Source organism: Sphingobium sp. JAI105, assembly GCF_015752145.1.
Taxonomy (GTDB): Bacteria; Pseudomonadota; Alphaproteobacteria; order Sphingomonadales; family Sphingomonadaceae; genus Sphingobium; species Sphingobium xenophagum.
Map to the genome: position 1 here is coordinate 1,912,201 of NZ_JADOUC010000001.1, position 23,371 is coordinate 1,935,571.

The 23,371-nt window shown below is 61.1% G+C and carries 13 protein-coding genes; 3 read left to right on the forward strand and 10 right to left on the reverse strand.

From position 1 onward, the window contains the following. Positions 1-760 precede the first annotated feature (760 nt). Positions 761-1,996: a right-handed parallel beta-helix repeat-containing protein gene (locus IWY39_RS09210; protein ID WP_107125775.1), complete on the reverse strand. Its 1,236-nt coding sequence runs from the start codon at positions 1,994-1,996 to the stop codon at positions 761-763. A 188-nt stretch (positions 1,997-2,184) separates the two neighbouring features. On the opposite strand from IWY39_RS09210, the gene IWY39_RS09215 reads away from it, so the two are divergent. Beyond that, positions 2,185-3,456, forward strand: coding sequence for an outer membrane beta-barrel protein (locus IWY39_RS09215; RefSeq protein ID WP_229380718.1), 1,272 nt, complete (start codon positions 2,185-2,187; stop codon positions 3,454-3,456). Between the two features lie 102 nt (positions 3,457-3,558). Here IWY39_RS09215 and IWY39_RS09220 read toward each other — a convergent pair whose 3' ends face one another. From IWY39_RS09220 to IWY39_RS09260, 9 genes are all read right to left on the reverse strand, one after another. Further along, a complete protein-coding gene (locus tag IWY39_RS09220) occupies positions 3,559-4,896 on the reverse strand; it encodes an HlyD family type I secretion periplasmic adaptor subunit (RefSeq protein ID WP_017181202.1) in 1,338 nt (445 codons plus the stop codon). A gap of 21 nt (positions 4,897-4,917) precedes the next feature. Then, positions 4,918-6,666, reverse strand: a complete 1,749-nt coding sequence (locus IWY39_RS09225; protein ID WP_229380719.1) for a type I secretion system permease/ATPase — start codon at positions 6,664-6,666, stop codon at positions 4,918-4,920. A gap of 62 nt (positions 6,667-6,728) precedes the next feature. Beyond that, the gene (locus IWY39_RS09230) at positions 6,729-8,585 is read right to left on the reverse strand and encodes an acyltransferase family protein (protein WP_107125777.1); all 1,857 of its coding nucleotides are present in this window, start codon (positions 8,583-8,585) and stop codon (positions 6,729-6,731) included. Between the two features lie 456 nt (positions 8,586-9,041). Next, positions 9,042-9,458 (reverse strand): calcium-binding protein, encoded by a 417-nt coding sequence (locus IWY39_RS09235; RefSeq protein ID WP_107125778.1) that lies wholly within the window; start codon positions 9,456-9,458, stop codon positions 9,042-9,044. Positions 9,459-9,935: 477 nt separating this feature from the next. After that, positions 9,936-10,979: an acyltransferase family protein gene (locus tag IWY39_RS09240; RefSeq protein WP_107125779.1), complete on the reverse strand. Its 1,044-nt coding sequence runs from the start codon at positions 10,977-10,979 to the stop codon at positions 9,936-9,938. After that, entirely contained in the window at positions 10,976-12,475 is a 1,500-nt protein-coding gene (locus IWY39_RS09245; protein WP_229380720.1) for a lipopolysaccharide biosynthesis protein, read from the reverse strand. The genes IWY39_RS09240 and IWY39_RS09245 overlap by 4 nt, the downstream gene beginning before the upstream one ends. A 97-nt stretch (positions 12,476-12,572) precedes the next feature. Next, entirely contained in the window at positions 12,573-13,157 is a 585-nt protein-coding gene (locus IWY39_RS09250) for a sulfotransferase family protein (protein WP_017181208.1), read from the reverse strand. A 173-nt stretch (positions 13,158-13,330) separates the two neighbouring features. After that, positions 13,331-14,485 carry a glycosyltransferase family 4 protein gene (locus tag IWY39_RS09255; protein ID WP_107125780.1) on the reverse strand — a complete coding sequence of 385 codons (1,155 nt, stop codon included), beginning with the start codon at positions 14,483-14,485 and terminating at the stop codon, positions 13,331-13,333. Beyond that, positions 14,482-16,347 (reverse strand): acyltransferase family protein, encoded by a 1,866-nt coding sequence (locus tag IWY39_RS09260; RefSeq protein WP_107125781.1) that lies wholly within the window; start codon positions 16,345-16,347, stop codon positions 14,482-14,484. Before IWY39_RS09260 ends, IWY39_RS09255 begins: the two co-directional genes overlap by 4 nt. Positions 16,348-16,800: 453 nt before the next feature. Here IWY39_RS09260 and IWY39_RS09265 point away from each other — a divergent pair, with 453 nt between their 5' ends. Further along, entirely contained in the window at positions 16,801-20,580 is a 3,780-nt protein-coding gene (locus tag IWY39_RS09265) for a putative Ig domain-containing protein (protein ID WP_231377499.1), read from the forward strand. 260 nt (positions 20,581-20,840) lie between these two features. Beyond that, positions 20,841-23,282, forward strand: coding sequence for a right-handed parallel beta-helix repeat-containing protein (locus IWY39_RS09270; RefSeq protein WP_107125782.1), 2,442 nt, complete (start codon positions 20,841-20,843; stop codon positions 23,280-23,282). Positions 23,283-23,371 lie beyond the last annotated feature (89 nt).

Sequence of the window (23,371 nt, forward strand, 5' to 3'; positions counted from 1 at the left end):
CCAAGCGAGCGGGCGGGACGAGCCGTGCCATTAACGCTGCCCGTCGAGGGGTCGGTGGAAAAGCATCTTTGGAACATTCGACAGGGTTATGTTGTAATATAATTGCAAATATATCGTCTGCGACTTGCTTTTGATGTCCGCGTGGCTACGCGACAAAAAATGCTGCGCTTGCAGTAGCGGACAAGCATGACGTCTGTATCGACACAGACCAACATGCATGCCGACTACGCATAGGCGCAGCCGTCACTGAACTGCCCGTGAGCAGATTCCCAAATATTTGATAATTGGCAGTTTTACTGCAAACCCGTGAATATAATAGTGCCAATTCCGATCCAAAGCGCGGCAGAAACACTCGCGGTGATCAAGAAACGGGACGCATAACTGCGCGGCATAGAATTCAACATACGACCTCTCCAAAATATGGTTTTCTTTTATCCTTAGCATAGGTTTTTTTCTCGTACAGCTACTCAACGATTTTTCTTTACAAAGTTTCCTTAACGCCGCAGGGGTTGCGGCCTTCCGGCACGGGCGATTTGCCCCGAAAAACGGGCGATTCTCTCAGCTATTGATTTGAAAAATCGGCATTATCGTCGCGCGAACCGCCGTCGGCCCGGCCCAGGTCCGAACAATAAAAAAACTTCGATAATGTCAGGCAAGTGGCGCCGGGCGGCGTCGTCAACCACCCGTCCGACGCGCGGCAGACAGGATCAGCGCCGGGACAGGCGCCTCAAGCGATGATGACGACGCACCGCGCGCGCCGTCAGCGGGAAAAGGGCAGCGGTACGGGACGCGCGCCCGCGGACAGGGCTGGTCGCCCTCCGTTCCGGTTGTTCAGGAACCGGACCTTGCCCGTCCCCTCCATGGAGCGCATGCGGCCCGCCGTCCGGCTGAACTGATTATTGGCGATCGCGACGTCAGAGGAATAGAGGGCGACCGCCGCGCGGGGATGGTTGCGGCCAAGTTCGATCGCCGCGCCATAGGTCGGGGACACATCCAGATAATTGCCGCTGACGTCGACGCGCTGGGCGGCCATGATGTTCACCGCGCGCTTGCCCACCCCCTGGACCAGATTGCCGGTCACGCGGACATTGCGCGCCTCAAACCCCTCATAGCCGGGGCGCGACGCCATGCGCGGACTGGTCCAGCCGCCGACCAGCACGCCATCGGAGGTGATGTCGCTGATCTTGTTGGCGTCGATCAGTATCCGGTCGCTGCCGCCCTTGACCGATATCGCTCCGGTCCGCGAGTCCACCTTCGACACGCTGTTGTGCGAAATCTGGCCATTGACGATGCCCAGCAGGTCGATGGCTTCGTCATAGCAGTTGGTGATGACATTGTCCGCGACGATCACATTGCTGCCGCCGTTGATCTTCACGCCATCTTCCTTGGGATTGTCGATGACGTTGCCATAGACGGCGATATTGTTGACGGTATCGTGATAGTCATAGCCATTCTGGCTGAACTGGATGCCATTATGGCCCCCGGTGACATGGAACCCCTGTACCAGGACATTGTCGGTCCCCCCGCCCCCGATCGCGGCCCATTTGCCTTCGCGCGGGGCCACGATCCGGGCCGCCTGCGGGCCATCCGCCGACACCAGCCAGATCGGCGCATCGGGCGTGCCGTTCGTCTTTTTGGGAAAGAGGACATTTTCATTATAGGTGCCCGCCTTCACCATGATGGCCGTACCGGGGCGGGCCATCATCACCGCATCGCCGATCCGGGCGAAGGGACGGTCGCGGCTGCCATTCCCCGACTGTGCGGGCGCGCCAGCCGATACCCAGACGAAGCGCCGCGGCTTTGCCTTGCGAAACACCGCCGCATCGAGCCCGGTCGGCGGCAGCGCTGGCAGGACGTCCGCATCCATGCGCAGCGCCGCAATATCCTGCTGCTGGGCGAGCAGGCGTTCGCCCACGACATTGGGATTGCTGGCGGACGCGACGTACAGGCCGGTAACAGCGGTCAGGACGATCCCTGCAATCGCAAAATGGTTCATCGCTCACCTCTCCCATCGCCCAACGGCGTGTGCAGCCTATGTGATGCCTGCCCGGGCAGGCGCTTCTCGTACAAAAAGGGCGACCATGCGCGCCCTGCATTTTGATGGTTAACCGGAGATTTACAGGCATCGACTCTGGTGTATAGAGGCCGGTGACCATGATACGTCAGGCCGCTTGGGGGTTTCAATTGAAACATTACTTCTGGATCGCGGCGACTGCCGCGGTCACATCCATCCCCGTAACGGGTTATGCGCAACAAATCCCCGACGATGTCGGCGTGGCAGCCCGTGTCCCTGACGAATATAAGCCCATCGGCGGCCGGATCGGCACGGTCTTTGTCTATCCGGCGCTGACCTACGACCTGACCGGCACCGACAATGTCGTGGCATCGGACGCAGACCGTCGGGGCGACGCCTATGTCACCCTGGCCCCCCGTGTCACCATGGCGCGCAACAGCCAGCAATCGAGCCATGTCGTCCAGCTGTTCAATTCCAACCGGTTCCATTTCGATTCAAAGGATGAGAATTTTTCGGAATTCGGCGTCCTGACCCGCAACCGCTGGGGCGCGGTCGACAGCGCGAACATCACATTCGAAGCATCCGCCCAGCGCGAAGTGGATCAACGCACGGGACGCAACAATGTCACCCTGGCGCGCTCGCCCGTCCATCATGGGCGGTTCGACGGCGAACTGGCCTATGCCTTTTCCGCTGGCCGGTTGAGCTATCGCTTTGGCGTCCATGGCAGGCGGGTCGATTTTGCCGACGCCATCAGCCGCACCGGCACCGTCATCGACCAGGATTTTCGCGACTATAGCCAATTGGGCGGCAATGCCCGGCTTGGCTATCGGGTGCGTGAGGGGATCGATGTCATCGGGCAGGTCGATTATGACCGTTTCTATTATGACCTGGGGCCGGGCGAACCTGGCTTTCCTTCGGGTCTGGCGCCCGATCGCAACTCCTATCGCGTAAAGGGTGAAGTCGGGCTGGGCTTTGACATAAGCCAGCGCCTCTATGGCGTCGCGACGATCGGCTATCTGACCCGGAAATATCGCGATCAGGTGCCCCAGCTTCGCGATGTCAGCAGCCTGTCCTACAATATCAACCTGCTGTGGAATCCGACCGAATATCTGACGGTGCGGGTCAATGGCCTGCGCGATATTCAGGAAACCGCGTCGCCGCTGGTGGCTGGCGACCAGTTCACGCGCGGAACGGTGGCCGTCGACTATATGCCCACGCCCGCCCTGCTGTTCACGGCCAGCGCGAATGCGGTCCATTATAATCCGGTCGGCGTGACGACCGGCAATGCGACGGAATATGGCGCCAGTCTGCTTGGGCGCTATCGCCTCAATCGCCGCTGGTCCGTTACATCGCGGGTTTCCTATAATGGCCGCGACACCAATTCGCCGATCGACAGTTTCGACGGCATCTGGGTGAGCATGGGCATCGTCCTGACGCTGTAAGCGACGCCCGCCGGCGCGCGTTTGTGCGGGCGCCAGTCCATCGTCCTTATCACACCGGCCTTTCCGGGCCAGCGGCACCCTGCCGCCCGCCCGGAAAATGCGCTAGTCGTGCCGGAAAGCGCGGTAGAGCTGGTCTCTCAACGGCTTGACCAGATAGCTCAGCATCGAACGTTCGCCGGTCTTGATAAAGGTTTCCACGGGCATGCCGGGTTTCAGCTTCAAACCGTCCAGCTTTTTCAGCTCGTCCTTCGTCACCTGAACCCGCGTGACATAATAGGGCATGCCGTTGCGCTCATCGGTACGGCGATCGCCCGACACATAGACGACCGTTCCGGCGATTTCGGGCGTCGTGCGCATGTTGAAAGCGGAAAAGCGCAACATCGCCGGCTGGCCGGGGCTGACCTGATCGATATCGGCGATGGAGATGCGCGCCGTCACCTCCATATCGTCGCCATCAGGGATCAGTTCGATCAGCGTTTCGCCCGCGGGCACGATCCCGCCGATGGTCGCGAACTTGATCTTGTCGACGACGCCATCGGATGGCGCGCGGATCGCATTGCGTTCATCGTCCGTGATCGCGGTGATATTGTTGCGGCGAAGTTCGATGAGCTGCGACTGGACGGTGGCGAGATCAGTCCCCGCCTGCCCGCTCAGATCGGACGTGATCGATATGCCCTGCTGGCTGATTTCCGACAGTCGCGCCCGCGCCTGCGCGGCCTGAACCCGCGCGTCGGCCACGCTGCTGTGCGCGGCGATGGCGGCCCGTTCCAGCGACCTCAGCTTGTCGAGCGTGGTATAGCGTTTTTCCCACAGCATCCGGGTGGCCGCCAGCTGATCGTCCATCAGCTCCGCCTGCTTTTGCAGCGACACGACCTGATCGTCGAACCCGGCGATCTGCGTCTGGGTCTGGCGAATCCTCTCCTGCACCTGCGCTTCCTGACCGCCGCGCGAGGCCCGTCGGAACGCAAAGGCGCGCTGTTCGACACGCATGATTTCCGCAACCGCCGGGTCCTTGGCGCGCGCACGCAGCGATGCCGGGAAAATGATCGACGGCAATCCGTCCCGCTCCGCGATCAGCCGGGCTTCACGCGCTTCGAGCTGGTCGATATTCGCGCCGGTCATCGCCGCCGATGCCGAACTGACCCGATTGTCGAGGGCCATCAGCAACTGCCCTTTCTTGACATGCTGGCCTTCGCGCACGGGCAAATCCTTGATCACGCCGCCCGTCGGATGACCAATCTGCCGGATGCGGCTTTCGACCGTCACCTCCCCGGACCCGATGACGGCGCTGGCCATCGGCAAAAAGGCCGCCAGACCGCCCAGCACGAAAACAAGTATGCCCACCAGCAGCATCGCGTTGCGCAGGCTGCGCGTCAGCTTGACGGCTGGCGTCATTTCGACAGGACGATCGCTGCGCTGGTCGGTGATCAGATAATACATGCCGAAATCCCTGTCGAACTGCTAAGCGGCGCCGGCCGACGAAATCGCCGCCGGCTTGTCGTCCACGCGGGGCGGGCGGGGCGCAGGCAGCTTCATCTTCTCCATCACCTTATCACGCGCGCCGAACAACTGCATCTGGCCATTCGACATCACGAGCAGATGGGTGACATGGGTCAGGATATTGGAGCGATGCGCGACGATGATGGCAATCGCATTACGCGCGCGCGCCGCCTGGATCGCCGCGCCCAGCGCGTCTTCGCCATTGGCGTCCAGATTGGAATTGGGCTCGTCCAGCGCGATCAGGAAGGGATCGCCATAAAGCGCCCGTGCCAATGCCACGCGCTGACGCTGGCCAGCCGACAAATTGCCGCCATTGGTGCCAAGGGGGTGATTATAGCCCTTGGGCAGCTTGACGATCATGTCGTGGACATCGGCCGATTTGGCGGCGGCGACAATGTCTTCCGACCGGGCTTCCGGGTCGAAACGCGCGATATTCTGCGCGATGGTGCCATCGAACAGGTCCGTCATCTGCGGCATGAAGCCGATATGCGCGCCCAAAATGTCCGGGTCCCACTGGTCGATCGACGCGCCGTCCAGCCTGACCGCGCCGCGCAAAGGCTCCCATATCCCGACCAGGGCGCGCAAAAGGCTGGACTTGCCAGACCCCGACGCGCCGATAATCCCCAGCACGTCGCCGCCGTTCAGGGTGAAGGTGACATCGCTGACGGTCACCTTCTTCGCGCCGGGCGGGCCAAGCGTCAGCCCTTCCACCGACAATTGCTGACTTGGCGGCGGCAACTCCATGGTCGGCATCGGCGCCGGCACCTGCTTGAGCATAGCGTCGAGCCGCCGCCACGCCTGGACGCAGCCGGTCATGCCTTTCCAGTTGCTGATGACCGATTCGACCGGGGCGAGCGCCCGCGCGCTGAGGATGGAACCGGCAATGATCACGCCGCCCGACGCCAGATTGTCGATCACCAGCGCGGCGCCCGCAGCCAGCATCAGGGATTGGAGCAACATGCGGAAAGTCTTGCTGAGCCCCTGCATCCGACCGCCCACATCGGCGAGCCGGTCGGTCGACCGGACGAAGGCGGCGGTCGCGTCTTCCCACGACTGCCGGGCGCGGCGATGCATGCCCAGGGCATAGATGACTTCGGCATTGCGCCGGCACATTTCGATCAGCATCGATCGGCTGGAGCCGATCTGCGTCGCCTTCATCGTGGCCGATTTGGTCATGCGGTCGGCGGCCAGCATGATGGCGACCAGCACGACAACGCCGATCGACGCGAGCACGCCCAGCGTCCAGTGGAACATGAACAAGACGGCCAGATAGAGAAAGACCCACGGCAGATCGAGCAGGGCCAGCGGCCCCGACCCCGAAACATAGGAGCGGATCGCGTCCAGATCGCGCGCGGCCTGCGTCCCTTCGGGCATTTCGCGCCGCCGCAATTCCATCTTGGTGATGACGTCGAAGACGCGCGGCGTGATTTCCCGGTCGACCAATGCGCCGATCTGGATCATCGCCCTGGATCGCAACAGGTCCAGCACCCCCTGAAAGCAATAGACAATAGTGATGATGATCAACAGGCCGACAAGCGTGGGGATGCTACGACTCGGCAATACCTCGTCATAGACCAGCAGCATGAAAAAGGAGCCGCCCAGCATCAGAATGTTCAGCACCGCGCTGATTATGCTGATTTGTCCTATGGCGAAGCGGAATCGACGGAGCGCCGAACCGATTTCCGATTCCGAATCAAATACCTTCAGCATCAATTTGTCCTGCATCAAGCCGCAAGCCGCCCCGTCCGACTTGGCGTCTTATGAACAGAGTTCTACATATTCTTGCCAGAACGAGAAAGCGAGTTCGTGGAATTCTGCCAGAATTCCCGCGTGACCCATCTGGCTGCGAACAGGGTTAGATGATTGGCATCAAAATATAGTGAACGCCCATCCCGCGCGAGCGCGCATGACGTGCGGTTGCATAGCGTGTCAGATGGCCGAAGCACAGCGATATCCGACGGCACGTTGCGGGCAAGCCAGTTCAATGTATCGCGGTCCGCCGCTTCCCACGCCGCGCGGGATATGGCCGGGGCGCCGCCATTGGCGAGGTGGGTCGGGACGTCGAAACCGGGGAAAGGCACGGGACCGATGATTCGCACGGTCTTTCCGGCGTGCCGGAGCATCGCAATCGTCCGGTCCAGCCCCTGGAAGAAGCCGGGCGCGTCCTGATAGGTGTGATAGCGCATGGCCAGCACCACCGTGTCGATCGGCTGTGCCGCGATCCAGTCCGCCACCCTTTGGTTATGCGCCTTGCACCCCGCACGATAGGGATCATCAAAGCCGATCGCGGGGGGACAGTGGGAATAGGTGATCTGGGTAATCGCATGGTCGCCGACGGCCAGCGCCTTGGCCAGCTCCACGCCATGACTGTCGCCCCACAGGACAGCCTTGCTTGCGCCTGCGCCAAGCACGCAGGATCGATCGAGCGGCCGGTCATGGCCCTCGTCGCGGTGGCACCGTCCCCGCTGCGGGCTGACATCATAACGGCCATTGTCATAGGCGACCGTCGAGGCGGCAAAACGCTCCGGCCAGCCATGCTTGACCCACAGCGCGGCGCTGCCCGCCACCAGAATCAGCGCGCCCACCGCCGCCAGCATGAACAGACGGGCGCGGCCGACACGGTCTTTTTTCCGAAATGGCTGCTCGACCCAGAAATAGGACAGGGTCGCGGCCGCCAGAGACAGGCCGACAATGATGGCGGACCCAGCCGCGCCCAGGGCGAACAGGCCCAAGAACCGGCCATAAACGACGATCGGCCAGTGCCACAGATAGAGCGAATAGGAGATCAGGCCGATCGCGACGGGCAATCGCATCGACAATAGCCGGCCGACAAGGGTGCCGGGCGCGCTGTGCAACAGGGCGACGCTGCCCAGCACGGGCAGCAGCGCGGCATAGCCGGGAAACGGCGTCTGGTCGGTGAAGCTGAATATCGCCACCAGAATCGCGGCAGCACCCGCCAGGCTCACGACTTCGCGCGCCATAGGCGATCGGATCTGTGGCACGGCGCCCAGCGCAAGCAGGGAGCCGGCGAACAATTCCCAGGCGCGGGTATGAATCAGGTAAAAGCTGGCATCGGGATAGGGCTTTGTCAGGACGATACAGGCCACCAGCGATGCAACCGCCATGGCGGCGACAACCGGCAGACGATAACGCGGCGCATAACGGGCGAGCAGGAAGAGGATGACCGGAAAGAAGATGTAAAACTGCTCTTCGACGCCCAGCGACCAGGTGTGTAGCAGCGGCTTTTGTTCGGAATCGCCGGAGAAATATCCCGACTTCATCCAGAAGATGATGTTGGACACGAACAGCAAGGTACCGATGACCGTGCCGGGCAGTTCGCGCAGGAAACTGGGCAGCAATATCGCAACGCCGCCGACCAGCACGGCAAGCAACAGCACGAACAGGGCAGGAAAGATGCGCCGGATGCGCCGTTCGTAAAAGGTGATCAGCGAAAAACGCCCGGCATCAATGTCCTTGGCCAGGATGGAGGTGATCAGATAGCCCGAAATGACGAAAAATATATCGACGCCGACATAACCACCATCGAACCCCGCCACATGGGCGTGGAAAAGCACGACGGGCAGTACCGCGAGTGAACGAAGTCCGTCGATATCCCTGCGGTAGATCATCTATCTGCTCGCCCCCCAAAGGCATTTAGCGCCAGCCACCTGCCGATAATCGGCTCCGCGCCACACATCCATCCTGCCGTTACGGCGCGCGTGTTAAACTGGCACAGGACCAATCCGACACAGGGCTAACCGATACAGGCTATCCGTTACAGGGGCGCCAATCATGCGACCGATGCCCCCTGCCCTCATTCCTGCCTTTGCAGGGATGCAACGGCTTTGCAATCCATCCGCCAGGGGATGATTTGCCAGCAGCAAAGATGAAAACGCCCCAGTCGCGCAAGTCGCGACAGACCGGCATGGCGTAGAGCCGCGTTATGGCGCACCAAAGCAAATTGCCGCTGACTCTGGTGGATCATATCCCCAGCGTCAGCGGCAATTTACTGTTCACAAGATGAAGGCAGGCAAATCGACCGGCGCAGCGCTGTTTGCCTGCACCAGCCGAATAGCCCAGCTAGATCAGGGAAGAAGGTCGGCGATTGCGTAGGTCTTGTACGCGCCGTTTTCCCAGAACTTCAGAGCTTCGATGTTCTTGAGGGTGTCACGGCCATCACGACCACCGACGCTGTCGATGATGATGACTTCACCACGATCGTTCAGATAGATGGTGTAGTCGCTCAGCGCGCCACGATATTGGGCGGTGTCATAGTCCGCGCCGCCATTGAGGTCGTCATTGCCGTCGCCACCGAACAGCAGGTCGTCGCCCTGGTTGCCCGTGATGCCATCATCGCCAGCGCCGCCGGAGATGAAGTCATCCCCCAGACCGCCGCGAATCCGGTCGTTGCCGTCGCCACCCGCAATCTGGTCCGACGCATCGGTGCCGGTCAGATCGTCTGCTGTGTTGCCGTTGCCGGGCGTACCTTTAATGACTGCCATAAGACATCTCCTGTTAGTTAATGTTGCTCAACTGCTGCGCCCGCGAATTCATTTCACTGCTTCAAGCGGTTATAGCCAGAGACGTTTGCTGCCTCGTTGTCCGCGGGGCGTTAGTAACTTGGTAACTATATCACGTCAATGCTTCGCCGTTACGCTATTGCGAGATTGCCTCTATTTGAGACAGTAAACATAGATTGTCATAATTTCCCCAAACCCGCCCCGCAGGTCGATGCCGCCGCAACAATCGACTCGACAGTAACAGTCATGTGCCGGGCGATGCGACAGGTGACGCCTTGAAACGCCGGATTTCAGGGGATGCAGGAGCGAAGCGCCGCGAACCTGTGGTCGCGGTCGGGGATGTATCCGCCGTTTGGATTCCATCGTTACGATTTTGTCAAGTCATTCCGCATCATCTCGCATGCGCGAAATTTGCATGAAAAAAAATTTAACGGCGTTCCGCCATCTATATTTTACGTCCTAGTTCGCCGCGGCAATGCGCGATTTGTCCTTGCCCAGCCCGGTAAGGGTCAACAGGTTCAGTCGAGCCGCAAGTGCATAGCCAATCAGCGAAAAAACCAGGCCGGAGGTGGAAACGATCAGGATTCGCAGGTCCAGATTCAAATCCGGCGCGACGCGATGCAAGATGATTCGCGCAGCCGACATGGGCAGAATGTGCAGGACGTAGATCGGCATCGATCGTTGGCCGATCCACCCCAGCACTTGTCCCACGCGATAACCGGCGATCGCCTGGGCCAGCGCCAGCAGCAGGATGATCCCCGCAAAGCCGCCAGGGACCAGCCAGCCCGAATAGAGACCAATTCCCCTGTCGAACCCCAGCCAGATCGTGGCGCCCAGCACGACCAGCGCGATCGGCCACCCCTTGCCCGTCATCTGCGACCGGTTTGTGGACAATATGGCCCCGGCGACGAAGAATATCCCGAAATGGCAATAGCGCGCGAAGGTTTCCCGCATCGGAAAGACATCGACCAGTCCGCAGGCGACCACCGCGACCAGCAGCCAGAAGGAGAGGTTCCGGCTGATCGCCATGCACAGGAAGAACAGGAACAGCACGCCCAGAAACCAGAAATGCAGGGCCGGAAAGAACAGTATCCGCCACAGATCGTCCATGGGAACAGCCTTGTTCACATAGGAGGCCATGACGTTGTTGATGAGGATATAGATGAGCGACCAGAGCACGGCAGGCCACCAGGTCGTCGCCAGCTTGTCCTTCAGATAAGCGCCCCTGCCCTTCTGCAACGCGCGCGGCACCCAATAGCCCGCAGCGATGAAGAAGAAGGCCATGTGGAATATATAGACGCTATAGTCGAGCAACGGCCAGGTCGACCCGGCCCCCGCCGTCCCGGCATTGAGAAAGCCGCGATAGGCGTGGAAGATGACGACGAGCAGGATCGCGATGCCCCGGCCCACGTCCAGATGGGCGAGCCGTGGCCGCTCCGGCGCGTTCTGGGGCGCGCTTGCGGCCTCTGGCGCTGCGGATGCCTCAATCGCTGGGCCGCTCATTTGCCCGACTCCATCCCTTTGTTCTTTTTCTGGCCCTTGCCCCCCATAAGCTCCGCCAGATGGCCGCGCATCCACAACAGGAAGACCAGCGTGGTGGCCAGGAGAAGATATAGCATCTTCACCCCTTCCCATAGCCATTCGAACGCCATGTCGGTGCGCAACGACATGACCAGCGCCGGCAGGAATACGATGAGGAGTCCGCACAGGGACGATGACAGGGTGAGTTCATTCTCCTCATAGCGGCTCACGACGCCCCGGCCCGCCATCAGCCCGACGGTCGAGACCAACGCGACCGCCCAGGCAACCCCCTGCACGCCCCAATGGCCGCCCGCGGCATAGGCCGCCGCCAGCGAGGCCGCAGAGGTGGAGATGGTCACGACCGAAACCGAGACGGTGCGTTTGAGGAACAGGAGCTGGCGCTGCTGAAACTGCGACTGGATCTGGACATAGGATGCCAGCAGCAGCGGCCCCAGAATCGGCAGGGTCGCAGCATAGCCGGGCGGAAGGACGAGCCGGATGATGTCGGGCAGGAACAGGATGGACCCGATATAGACCGGCGTCACCACGCCCAGCAGCATCTGGCGGATCATGTGCAGCCGCGCCTTGACGTCCGCGCCCGTGCTGGTCCGCAACCGCATATATTGCGGGTTGAGCCACATTTCGATCGAATCGGTGAGCATGGTCAGCATGGCGACCATCGAACTGCCCAGGAAGAACATGCCGACATCGGCGACCGACATGACGCTCGCAACGATCAGCCGCTGGGCGGGGATGCGCCCCCATTCCGCCAGTTCGCGCGGCAGCAGCGGCAGGCCGTAGCTGTAGAGGGCCGTGATTTCCGATCGGTCGGACCGGCCGGACGCAGGCAGTTGGTTGCGGAACAGATAGGATCGGATCGCCGCACCGAAAACCGCCGACCCGACCGTCGCCAGCAAGGCGCCCTGCAGGCCCCAGCGCAACTGGAACACGAACAGGAACGACAACAGGATCAGCGCCGCCATCTGCACCAGGCGATAGGTGGCGAACATGCCCGGCTTGTCGAGCGTGCGCGCGACAATATCGAAAATCTTGCTGCTGCGCATGACATAGGCATAGACCAGCATCAGCGGCAGATAGGGCCAGCTGGGCAGATGATTGCTGACCAGATGGTCCCACATCGACAGGCAGATGAGGCCCGCCACGACGACCAGCGTCAGCCCGATCAGCCGGGTCAGTCGTATGACCCGCGCCAGAAAGGCCTTCCCGGCGTCGCCATCATGCTTGAAATCGAAATATTGCCGCAGGATGGCCTGGGTCACGCCCAGGTTGGTGACGACGTCGATCAACGCCGCGATGGTGATCAAAATGGCGTAGGAACCCAGTTCGCCGGGCGTCAGGCGATAGGCGTAAAGCAACGTCAGCACGCCGCTTGCGCCGCGCGTCACCACATTGACGAAACCATATGTCAATATGGACGCCAGCCAATATGGCATCTGCCGTCGCCGCGCTGTCGCCATCGGATGTGCCCCTACTACCCCTACACCGCCCACAAAGGGGCCGGTTCATCCGATCGATTGACAACCCGTCGAGCGGGCTGGCCGCACGCCTGTCCCCTCAGGCGGCCTCATTCACATTGGCCTTGCCCCACCAGGCAAGCTCGACCCCCAGCCGTTCGCTCAATATCTGCGGCGCCTTGGGGTCTTCAATATCATATTCGAAGAATTTGGGGTCCGACCCCAGCAACCGGCGACAGGCATCATAATGCCCCTCGATCCAGGTCAGCAATTCGCTGTCCTTGGCGCCAAAGCCCTTGGGCAGGCCGGGAATATCAGACGCAATGAAGCGTTTACGCATGTCCAGCCAGCGATTCATGCTCGACACCACCTTGACCGGATCACGATAGTTCAGCGCCAGCAGGCAATCGGGATGATAGCGCCGGATGGCCGCGATGATCTGGAAATCCAGGTTCGGCCAGTAATTCAGCTTGTGCCGCGGCAGGCATACGTCCGCCTGGGTGATGCAATCAATGTTGCCAAAGTCACGCAATGGATCTTCACCCGCCATATAGGCGTCATAGATCATCTTGCCCAAGAATTTGTCGCCCTGCCGCCAATGAAGCGTGGACATGCCACTGGCTTCCAGCGCCTTGTGCAGCGTAGTCGTACCCGACTTGGGAAAGCCAATGACGAACAGTTTCATAAAGCCGCTCCTGATTTCCTAGCGCTGCAATGCCGTAAAAGCCTGTGCAGCATCCCCGACGCCTCTGCTATACGCAGGCGGCGTCACCATGCAATCGCCATTCCTTCCGTTACGGCGAATTTGATCCTGCGCAGGGCTGCATTCCGTGCAGCAGGCTGTTGGTCGGCACCCGATCATCGCGCTCGCAGCAACGCATTATAGGACCGCATCATGGCGGCGAAGGTGAACAGGGCGGCGCGCTCGGCAATGATGGCGTCCAGATCAGCGCCCTGCCCCTCTTCCGCCATGGCCCGCGCCCAGGCGGCGGGATCATCGAGCGGCAGCACCTGCCCGGCGGCGCGCCCATCGTCGCCGACGAGCGTTTCCACCTGTTCCGCAATATCGCTGACCAGGCAGGGCAGGCCGGCATGCAACGCCTCCAGCAGGGCGTTGCTTTGCCCTTCAAACCGCGATGGCTGGGCGAATAGGTCGATCGCCGCCAGCAGGTGCGGGACTTTGTCGCGCGGGACATCGCCCAGCAGATGCAGCCGGTCCTGCACGCCGAGGCTGTCGGCCAATGCCACGACCCGGTCATGCAGGCTGCCGCTGCCCGCCAGCACCAGATGGACATGGGCGGGACATTGGGCGAGCGCTTCGACCAGCAGTTCGGGGTTCTTCTGTTCCTCCAGCCGGCCCAGCGCGCCGACCAGCCGCCCATCTGTCGGCAGGCCGAACAGCGCGCGCGCCGCGCCCTTGTCCAGCGTGCTGCGTGGCCAGTCCTTCAGCCCGTTATGGATGACGACGGCCCGATCGCGCAGCCAGCGGGGATAGGCCGCGCATCCGGCCAGCATCGCGCGCGACACGCCCACGACATCGGTATAGCTGCCCAGCCATGCGGACAGGCGGTCGGCGGCGCGCATGACCGGCGAATAGGTGTCGCGCGGCACGCGAAAGGACATGATCCGGCGGCGAATTCCGGCCAGCCGCGCGACATTTGCGCCGACCACCGATGCCAGCGGCAGGAACATGATGATGACGTCGGGCCGGTGCGCGCGCAGGCATCGCCATAGCCGCACGATGATCCGCAGCATGTCGACGGGCGTGCGCGGAACATGGCCCAGCAGCTTTTGCGCCGGATAGTCCGTGCCGTTCATCGGCTCGCGGTGATACAGGAACACGGCCTTGACCTCATGGCCGCTCGCCTCCAGCCCGGCGGCCAGCCGCAGCGCGGCGATCGGCGCGCCCGACGCATGGGTCATGGTCGTCAGGACCATGACCTTTCTGCCCTTTTCCGGTCTGCCCTTTTCCGGCAGATCATGCTGCCCGGCCTGCGGCGACATATGGGTCATCGGAATCGGAACTGCGGCGCGATCTGCGCGACGATCAGATGCGATGCCTGGGTCGTCATATGGCCTTCGTCAAACTGGAGCGGAATATGCTGGCCTGCCCATACGCGGCATGTGCCCCCCGGACAGATGGCCTCCTCCATCGAAATATAGCGCGCGCCCGCCCGCTCGACCGCGACCCGCATGGCCTTGTCCAGACCCGGTCCCGGTTCTCCCCGGAAAGAACCGGACGACCCGCCGCTTTGATCGGGCCAGGCCTGCGCCAATATTTTGGGCAAGGGCAGTCGATATTCGACGCTGGGGCCGACGATGGTGACCGGCACGGCCGATCCGATCCGCGCGATGGTGTCGCCGATGCGGCGGGCATCGCCCTTTTTCCAGCGCGCGGAAATGATCACGCCGTCGAGCTGCTTCCCATGGGCGGCGGCGAAATCGAACGCCTTGCTGATGACCTGCGTGCACCGCTCCGGCCCGGCAAAGCGGCCAAGCGGCATGCAGCCCGAAGCATTGGCCTGCAGGAAATGCACATCGGGAAACGCCTTGGTCAGACCGGCATAGAGATGGGCCGCATGACTGTCGCCGATCAGCAGGACGTTGCGCGCACCGGCACGCAGCGACAGGCATTGGGCCGCGTCATAATCCTGCGCGCCCGATCCGCTGGCGATGAAGCAGGTGCCATTGCGCATGGCCGCGCGCGGTGGCGTCTGAAACGCCAATATCTGTTCGGGAACGGCATAGTCGGGCCATATCGCCTTGCGCGCCGGGGCGATCAGCAGAGCCAGCGCCGTGACCGCGACGAAGCTGCCGACCGCCCAGCCATAGACCGGCCCCATGCGGGAATCGGCCCCATGGGGTTTGCGGAACGGTCGTTCGACAAAGCGCCAGGACAGGATGGCAAGCGCCGTGATGATAGCCAGCAGGATCAGCTTGTCGGCCTTGTCGAGTTCGCCAGTCCTTGAGGCATAAAATACGATGACCGGCCAATGCCAGATATAGAGCGAATAGGATATGAGGCCCACAAAGCGCGCCGGCGCCAGCGACAAAAGGCGGGTCGGGAGCGTCTGGAAACCGGCGCCCGCATGGATGAGCGCCGCCGCGCCAAGGCAGGCGGGCGCCGCCAGCAGGCCGGGAAAGGGCATTTTTTCCGAAATGAGCAGGATCGACCCGATGATCAGCAACAGTCCGCCGCCCGCAACGACTTCGGCCAGCGGGCGGCTGCGGATGGCGGGCACCACGCCGATCGAGATCAACGATCCAAGCATCAGCTCCCATGCCCGGAACGGCAGCAGGTAGAAGGCCGCTTCGGGTTGCAGCCTGACCATCACCACGGATGCCACGAAGCTGATGATCGTCAGCGCCACGAACACATAGCGCTGCACGGCAAAGCCAAAGCGCAGGATCAGCACCAGCAGCAGCGGCAGGACGATGTAGAATTGCTCCTCCACCGACAGCGACCAGGTGTGCAGCAGCGGGGATGTCTTGGCCCCGGCATCGAAATAGCCCGACTTTGCGTAGAACAGGATGTTCGAAACGAAGAAGATCGAACTGACCACCGTTCGCCCGATCTCCCGCCCTTCGCTCGGAAAATATAGCAGCAGCGCGCCGACGCAGACGAACAGATAGACCGGTATCAGCGCCGGGACGATACGCCTGATGCGGCGTTCGTAGAAACGCGCGATACTGTATCGCTCATTGGACAGGTCGTCATAGATGATCTTCGTGATCAGATAGCCGGAGATCACGAAAAACACGTCCACGCCAACGAAGCCGCCGGGGAACAGGCGGATCGCGCCAAGATGAAAGAAGAGCACGGGCAAGATCGCCAGCGAACGCAGCCCGTCAATGTCCTGGCGATATTTGATCATAGCCCCCACCGTCCCGCCGGTTTCGCGTGCAGGCCCCGACCCGGCCGGCCCCGCGCGCCGTCACCACCCCTTGCCATAAGTTATCGCGGCGCACCATGGCAACTGCGCAGATAGGCGGGCTCAGGGCGAACAGGGCGTACAAAGTAAAAATAAGCACGCACAAAGCGCCTCCACCATCGCATCTTCGCTGAAAAAATATTTTAGATTCAATCGAATAATGCCTTGCGCCTGCGTTGACCCCGCAAACTCGGCGCAAGTCCGTATCAATACAGGACAGTATAATGACGATTTTGCGACGAACAGATTTTTGCTGCGCTTGCGTTGTGCTTAACCTTTGATTAGCCTTTTCGGGCAGGACAAATGTCACCGCGTTCCAGGCGTCCGGAAACGACATCTCATGCAAGAAAATAAAGCGATTTGAGGCACTTGCGTCTCATTCCTTTTGACATCCAGATGGGATTGACAGGCATGACGACAGACGGGCTATTTGAATTTGATATTGTCCCGTCCGACTATGTCGCTGAAGAGGATGGTGAAACCGGTACCGATACAGGTACCGATACAGGCACTGATACCGGCACGGGCGATCCGGAGGGCGATTCGCCGCCACCCCCGCCGGTGAACAGCCCGCCGCAGGTCAATGGCGTGATCGAAGGTCAGCTGACCGGTCAGAACACGCCCTACTCTCTCGTCATACCCGCCACATTCTTCATTGATCCCGATGGCGACGCGCTGACCTACAGCGCCACCTTGTCCGACGGGTCCGCCCTGCCCGACTGGCTGACCTTCTCGCCCGACACGCTGACGTTCAGCGGTCGTGGCCCGACCGACGGGCACCATGATTATACGATATTCCTGAACGCCAGCGATCAAAGCGGCAGCGCGACGCTGGCCTTCGACCTGACCGTGTCGGAACGGCCCTTCGTCATTGGAACCCTGCCCAACCTGGTGGTCGAGGAGGATAGTTTCTTTTCCGTTACGATCCCGGCGACCGGCCTGTTTCATGACCCGGACAGCATATTGACCTTCGGCGGCAGTGTCGGTTCGGACGTCAACAGCTGGCTCAGCTTCGATCCGGCGACCATGACCTTTTCGGGCCAGATGCCGCAGGATTTTTCCAACTGGTTCAACCTGACCGTCTTTGCCACAGACGGCCCCAACAGAGCCCAGATCATTTTCCGCGTCGACGTCAACGACACGCCCGACGCGCCGCTGGACCTTAGCCTGCACACCACATGGGTGAATGAATTTTCGGATATCGGCACTCCGGTGGGCGAATTGTTCGTGGATGATCCGGACAAGGGCGACACCCATGTCTATTCGCTGGTGGACGATGCTGGCGGCGCCTTCGCCGTCGTCGGCGACCAGCTGGTCGTCAACAGCGCGCTGGACATTCGCGCAGGCACGCAACGCACCGTCGTGGTCGAGGTCGAGGATTCGACCGGTTTCACCTTTCAGAAATCGATCGACATCACGATCAAGGCCGCTCACGACACGATCATCTTCAGCGACGCGCCGCCAGCCACCACCATATTGTGGGTGTCGACGACCGGCGATGACGCGGCCGGGACCGGCAGCGCCGATTCCCCCTTCGCCACGATCCAGCATGCGATCGACAATGCAGGCCCAGGCACCGACATCATGGTGCGGGCTGGAACCTATAATGAAGCGCTCAACCTGAGTGTCGAGGGCACGACCGACGCCCCCATTCGGCTGATTTCCGCCGACGGCGCGGGCGCGGCCGTCATCGCGCCGCCCGCAGTCGCCGAAACCAGCGCCATATCCGGCCGGGGCACCGCCAATTGGGTGATAGACGGGTTCACGGTGCAGGGATCGGACACGATCGGCACCTATGGCGTCAATCTGGTCAGCCGCAATTTCGGTGCGAACGCCGCCTTTCAGGAAGGCTATGCGGGCGACAAGGTCGAAAATATCCTCCTGATCAACAATGTCTTCACCGATTGGGGCATTGACGCGATCCACATCGCCCAGAGCTTTGGCATCCAGATCGTCAACAACAGCATCATCGGCGCGCATGAACAGGGCATCGATTTTGTCGGCACGTCGAAATTGCTGATCCAGGGCAATGTCATTGACGAAATCACGTCCAAGGATGAATGGGACGCGCTGGACGGACGCGATTACACCGGCGATTCCGCGATCACGGTGAAGGGCGGTTCGACTTTCGTTGAAATCCGCAACAATGTGATCGGCTCGACCGAAGGCCCCGCGATCAAGATCGGCAGCCCCACCGGCATCGCCTATCTGCCGATCGAGGTCGGCGCGGACGGGGACGGCGCGCATTTCGTCAATTATGAAGTGAAACATGCCGTGGTGAGCGGCAATATCGCGACCGATTATCCCACTTCGCTGCTGTTGCAAGGCGCGCAGGACGTGCTGGTCACCGACAATCTGTTCAACACGGCCAATATTTCCAATGTCGCGCGGGGCGTCACAGGCAGCCTTTACGGCGTTGCGGAACAATATATTCCCAGGGGGCTGACCGGCTTTTCCGACGACATCAGCTTCGCCGACAATATCTTCAAGGGCAAGGCGCTCTTCACCAATGCGCCCGGAGCCACGACCTATGATCTGGGCGGCAACGCCGCCTTCGATCCGCTCGCCACATATGACCCGGAACAATATGGATTTGTCGGCGGTGTCGACGGTGGCATCGCGGTGGCCCGCGACCAGATCATCGGCAAGTCGGGCGACGATGTGCTGTACGGCGACCGTTCGGGCCATGCGACGGCGGATTATATCAGCGGCCAGCGTGGCGCGGACATGATGTATGGCGGCCTGGGCGATGACATCTATGTGTTCGACGACCGGAACGACCAGGCCATCGAAGCCGCGGGTGGCGGCCATGACGCGGTCATCCTGACCCGCAATGCGTCCGTGTACAAGGTCGGCACGAATTCGATCGAGGACGTCTATACGCTGCGTGATCAGGATACGTCGATCAGCGGCAGTGCCGGCCGCAACCGGCTCTATGGCAATATCGGCAACGACAAGTTGCGCGGTGGCGCCGGGGATGACGACCTGTTCGGCGGCGCTGGCAATGACGAACTGGATGGCGGCGCGGACCATGACCGCCTCTATGGTGGCGTGGGCGACGACCGCCTGACCGGGGAAGCGGGCGACGATATATTGGATGGCGGCGCAGGCCGCGACGTCATGCGCGGCGGCGACGGCAAGGATCTTTTGATCAGCTATGACGCCGACGGGTTGATCGATGGCGGCCACAATATCGACACGATCTATCTCGACCGGTCGACCGCAACCGCCGACATCTTCGTCGACATCAGCTACACAAGTTCGTTCAACGCCAATAACAGCCCGATTCTGGAACTGTTCGACGGCACCCGCCTGGTCAATATCGAAATCTTGCAGATTGCGAGCGGCAGCGGGTCGGACTTTCTGCGCGGCGGTGCCTATGCCGACCAGATTTCGGGCGGTGACGGCAATGATGTGATCGAGGGCATGGACGGCGACGATCTGATCTATGGCGGCAATGGCGACGACATCATCCAGGGCGGCAATGGCGTCGACAAGATTGATGGCAGCCGCGGGTTCGACTGGATCGATGCGGGCGCGGGCGATGACATCGTGACCAGCAACGATCCCGACCTGATGCTGATCGGCGGCGCGGGCAAGGATACGCTGGCCCTCAACCGGTCGCAGTTCAGCGACGCGCAGATTGTTGATCTTTCGTTGCAGGAACAGGCCGGGGTGATCGTCACGCTGGCCGACGGCACCCAGATTACCGGCTTTGAAACCTTCAACTATTCGGCCGGATCGGGCGACGACATCATCACGCTGGGTGCCGGTTCCGATCGGCTGACCGGCGGCAAGGGCTCTGACATATTGTCCGGCGGCAACGGCAATGATGTCATATCCGGCGGCGCCGACGACGATATCATCTATGGCGGCGGCGGACGGGACAAGATTTCGGGCGATGGCGGCGCTGACACGCTCTATGGCGGGTTGGGCGAGGATACGTTCCAGTTCAAGGTCGGGCATGTCCAAGGCGACATAATCGCCGATTTCGAGGGGGCCGGGGTAGCGACCGGCGACCGGCTGGAATTTTCAGGATATGGGCCGGGCGCGACACTGACCTATAATAACGCCACGCAGTTGTGGACCATCGCGACGGCGGACAACAGCATCCAGAACAGTTTTCAGATACTGAACGTCACTGCGCTCAGCAGCGCTGACTATATCATTCTATGATCGCATAGTCGCGGGCGTTGATGCCGTTGCATCGACGCCCATGGTCATGATAGAAGATAATGCGCCCGCTAAGTAGGCCGCGTAATTTTCCTGGCTGTGGCCGCAGGATGTAGTGTAGATTTTCAGGCGTCATCCGGCCCAGAAAGCTATAACGGATGACCGCGAAATATTTTTATACCTAATCCGAAGTTAACTCTACCATATTACACGGTGTTCAGTCGCTCTCGCCTATCCGTATCGGGCAGCGGGAGTATTTTTTCATGACTGAAGATCTCTGGGGCGACGTCACGCCCACGAAAATAATATGGGTCGACGGGGATGCAAGTTATCGGGGTAAGCCGAACGGATCGGCGGAAAAACCCTTCACAACGATTCAGGCAGCCGTCAATGCAGCGACGCCCGGCGCGGCCATCATGGTCAAGGCTGGCGACTATGTCGAAAATGTCCTGATTCCACGCAATGTCAGCGGAACCGACAGCGCGCCCATCTGGCTGATTTCGGCAGACGGCCCACAGGCCGCCCATATCACGGCCAAGAGCGACACGACGGCGACGATCGGCGGCGGGGGCACCGAAAATTTCATCGTAGACGGCTTTCACGTCACCGGCGGCAAGAACGGCATTCAGTTCAGCCAGAACGGCAACGACTACACCGACCCCATCAAGAACATCGTTATCAAGAATAACGTGATCGACAATGTGGTGCAGGATGGTGTGAAGGCGAATGGCGGCTCCAACGTCGTCGTCACCAACAATGTCATTACCGGCGGCATCGACGAAAGCATCGACTTCATGTCGATCATCCATGGCGTGATTTCGCACAATGACGTCAGCGGCAATGCTGGGACCAGCGCGGCGATCTTTGCCAAGGGCGGATCGTCGGACATCCTGATTTCCAACAATTACGTCCATGGCGTGACGGCTGACGGCATCTCCGTCGGTGGCTGGACATCCTATAATTACAAGATGCTCGAAGGCTATGACGCCTTCCAGGCGTCGGATGTCACCGTGGTCGGCAACCGTGTGGAAGATGTCGGCAAACGTCCCCTCGCCTTTCGCGGCGCGGTCGATTCGGTTGCGACGGGCAATTATCTCGAAGCGGCGGAAGGCTATTACACCGCCGTACTGGTGGGCAATTCGGCCGCCACCAAATATGGCACCTTCACCAGCCACAATATCAGCGTGACGGACAATTTCATCACGCGCGATACCAAGACGCTGTTCATCGAAGCGGGCAGCGACACCGTGTCCTTCGCCGACAATGCCGTGGCGGCCATCACCGCCGCGACGACCGGCGTTTTGGGCAGCCTGCAGGACGTGCTCGACAAATTGGCTGGCGAAGCCCCGGCCCCGGCGCCCAGCGCCCCGGAAACGCCCAAGGAGGTCGAAGCGCCCAGCGTGCCGGAAGCGCCCAGCGCTTCGGAAAAGCCGGTCGTCCCCCAGGTACCGAGCGAGGCCCAGGCCGCGCCATCGAAGCCGGTTGAACCCGGTCTGAAATGGGCAGAAGGTGGCGAAACCGGGCGCGTCGCGGTCAACCAGGGCACGGACGGCAACGATTTGCTGATGTTCAAGAGCGGCACGCTTGCCGGTGGCCTGGGCGACGACAAATATATCGTCAGCAATATCGAAGCGGCCAAGGTCGTGGAAAAGGCTGGCGGCGGCATCGACACCATCGTTGCGACATCGCGCTATATGGTGATGCCTGACCATACCGAAAATCTGGAGATTAGCCGGACCGAAGGCGCCGTGGGCATCGGCAATGACGGCGACAATATCATCCGCGGCAATGCGGGCGATGACTTGCTGATCGGCGGCGCGGGCAATAATCTGCTCAGCGGCGGCGCAGGCAATGACATATTCCTGGTGGGCAAGGCCGACGCAGTCACCCGCATCACTGATTTCAGCGCGGGCGACATCATCCACATGGCTGGAGATGAATTTGCAAGCTTCGGCGCGCTGAAGGCGGCGATGCAGCAGGTCGGTCAGGATACGGTGGTCACCCTGTCGGGCGGTCGTCAGATCATCCTCGACAACAGGGACATGAACAGCCTGACGGCCACCGATTTCGACATGCAGGACGCGGGCAGCGCGGCGAAAGGCGCCAACGCCACCTACAAGGTGAGCCTGGACAAGCAACTCAACAGCTTCATCGGGGCGGAAACGAACGACAAGCTGTCGGGCAATGGCGCCGCCATCCTGCGCGGCGGCCAGGGCGATGACAGCTACGCCATCAACAAGGTGGGCGATTATATCATCGAACATGCCAACCAGGGCACCGATACGGTCCTGCTCTACCGGACGAGCTACACGATCGACACCAATGTCGAAAATGTCATCGTCAACACGAAGGAAGCCACGACCGTCATCGGCAACAGCCTTGCCAACCAGATCGTCGGCAATGCTGGCAATGACGTGATCTCAGGCGGCGGCGGCGACGACCTGCTCTATGGCAAGGGCGGCGCGGACACGTTCATGTTCCATTCGCTCAACGATGGTCATGACACGATCGCCGACTTCGAATTCCGCAAGGATCATATCGACGTCAGCGACCTTCGGCATGATCACCCGGCCGTGACCTTCTCCACCCATCTTGGCCCCGACGGCCTCGACATCATCGCCACGCTGTCCGGGCAATCCTACACCTTCGCCACGCTGGCCGGTGTCAAGAAGACCTATGCGCTGGACGACATATTGGTCGGCTGATCCATGGCCGTGACGGCCAGGGGTCAGCACTGACCAGAGGGCCTGAACAGCATCACGCGGAACCAGCAGACCGCCAATGAATAAGCCCG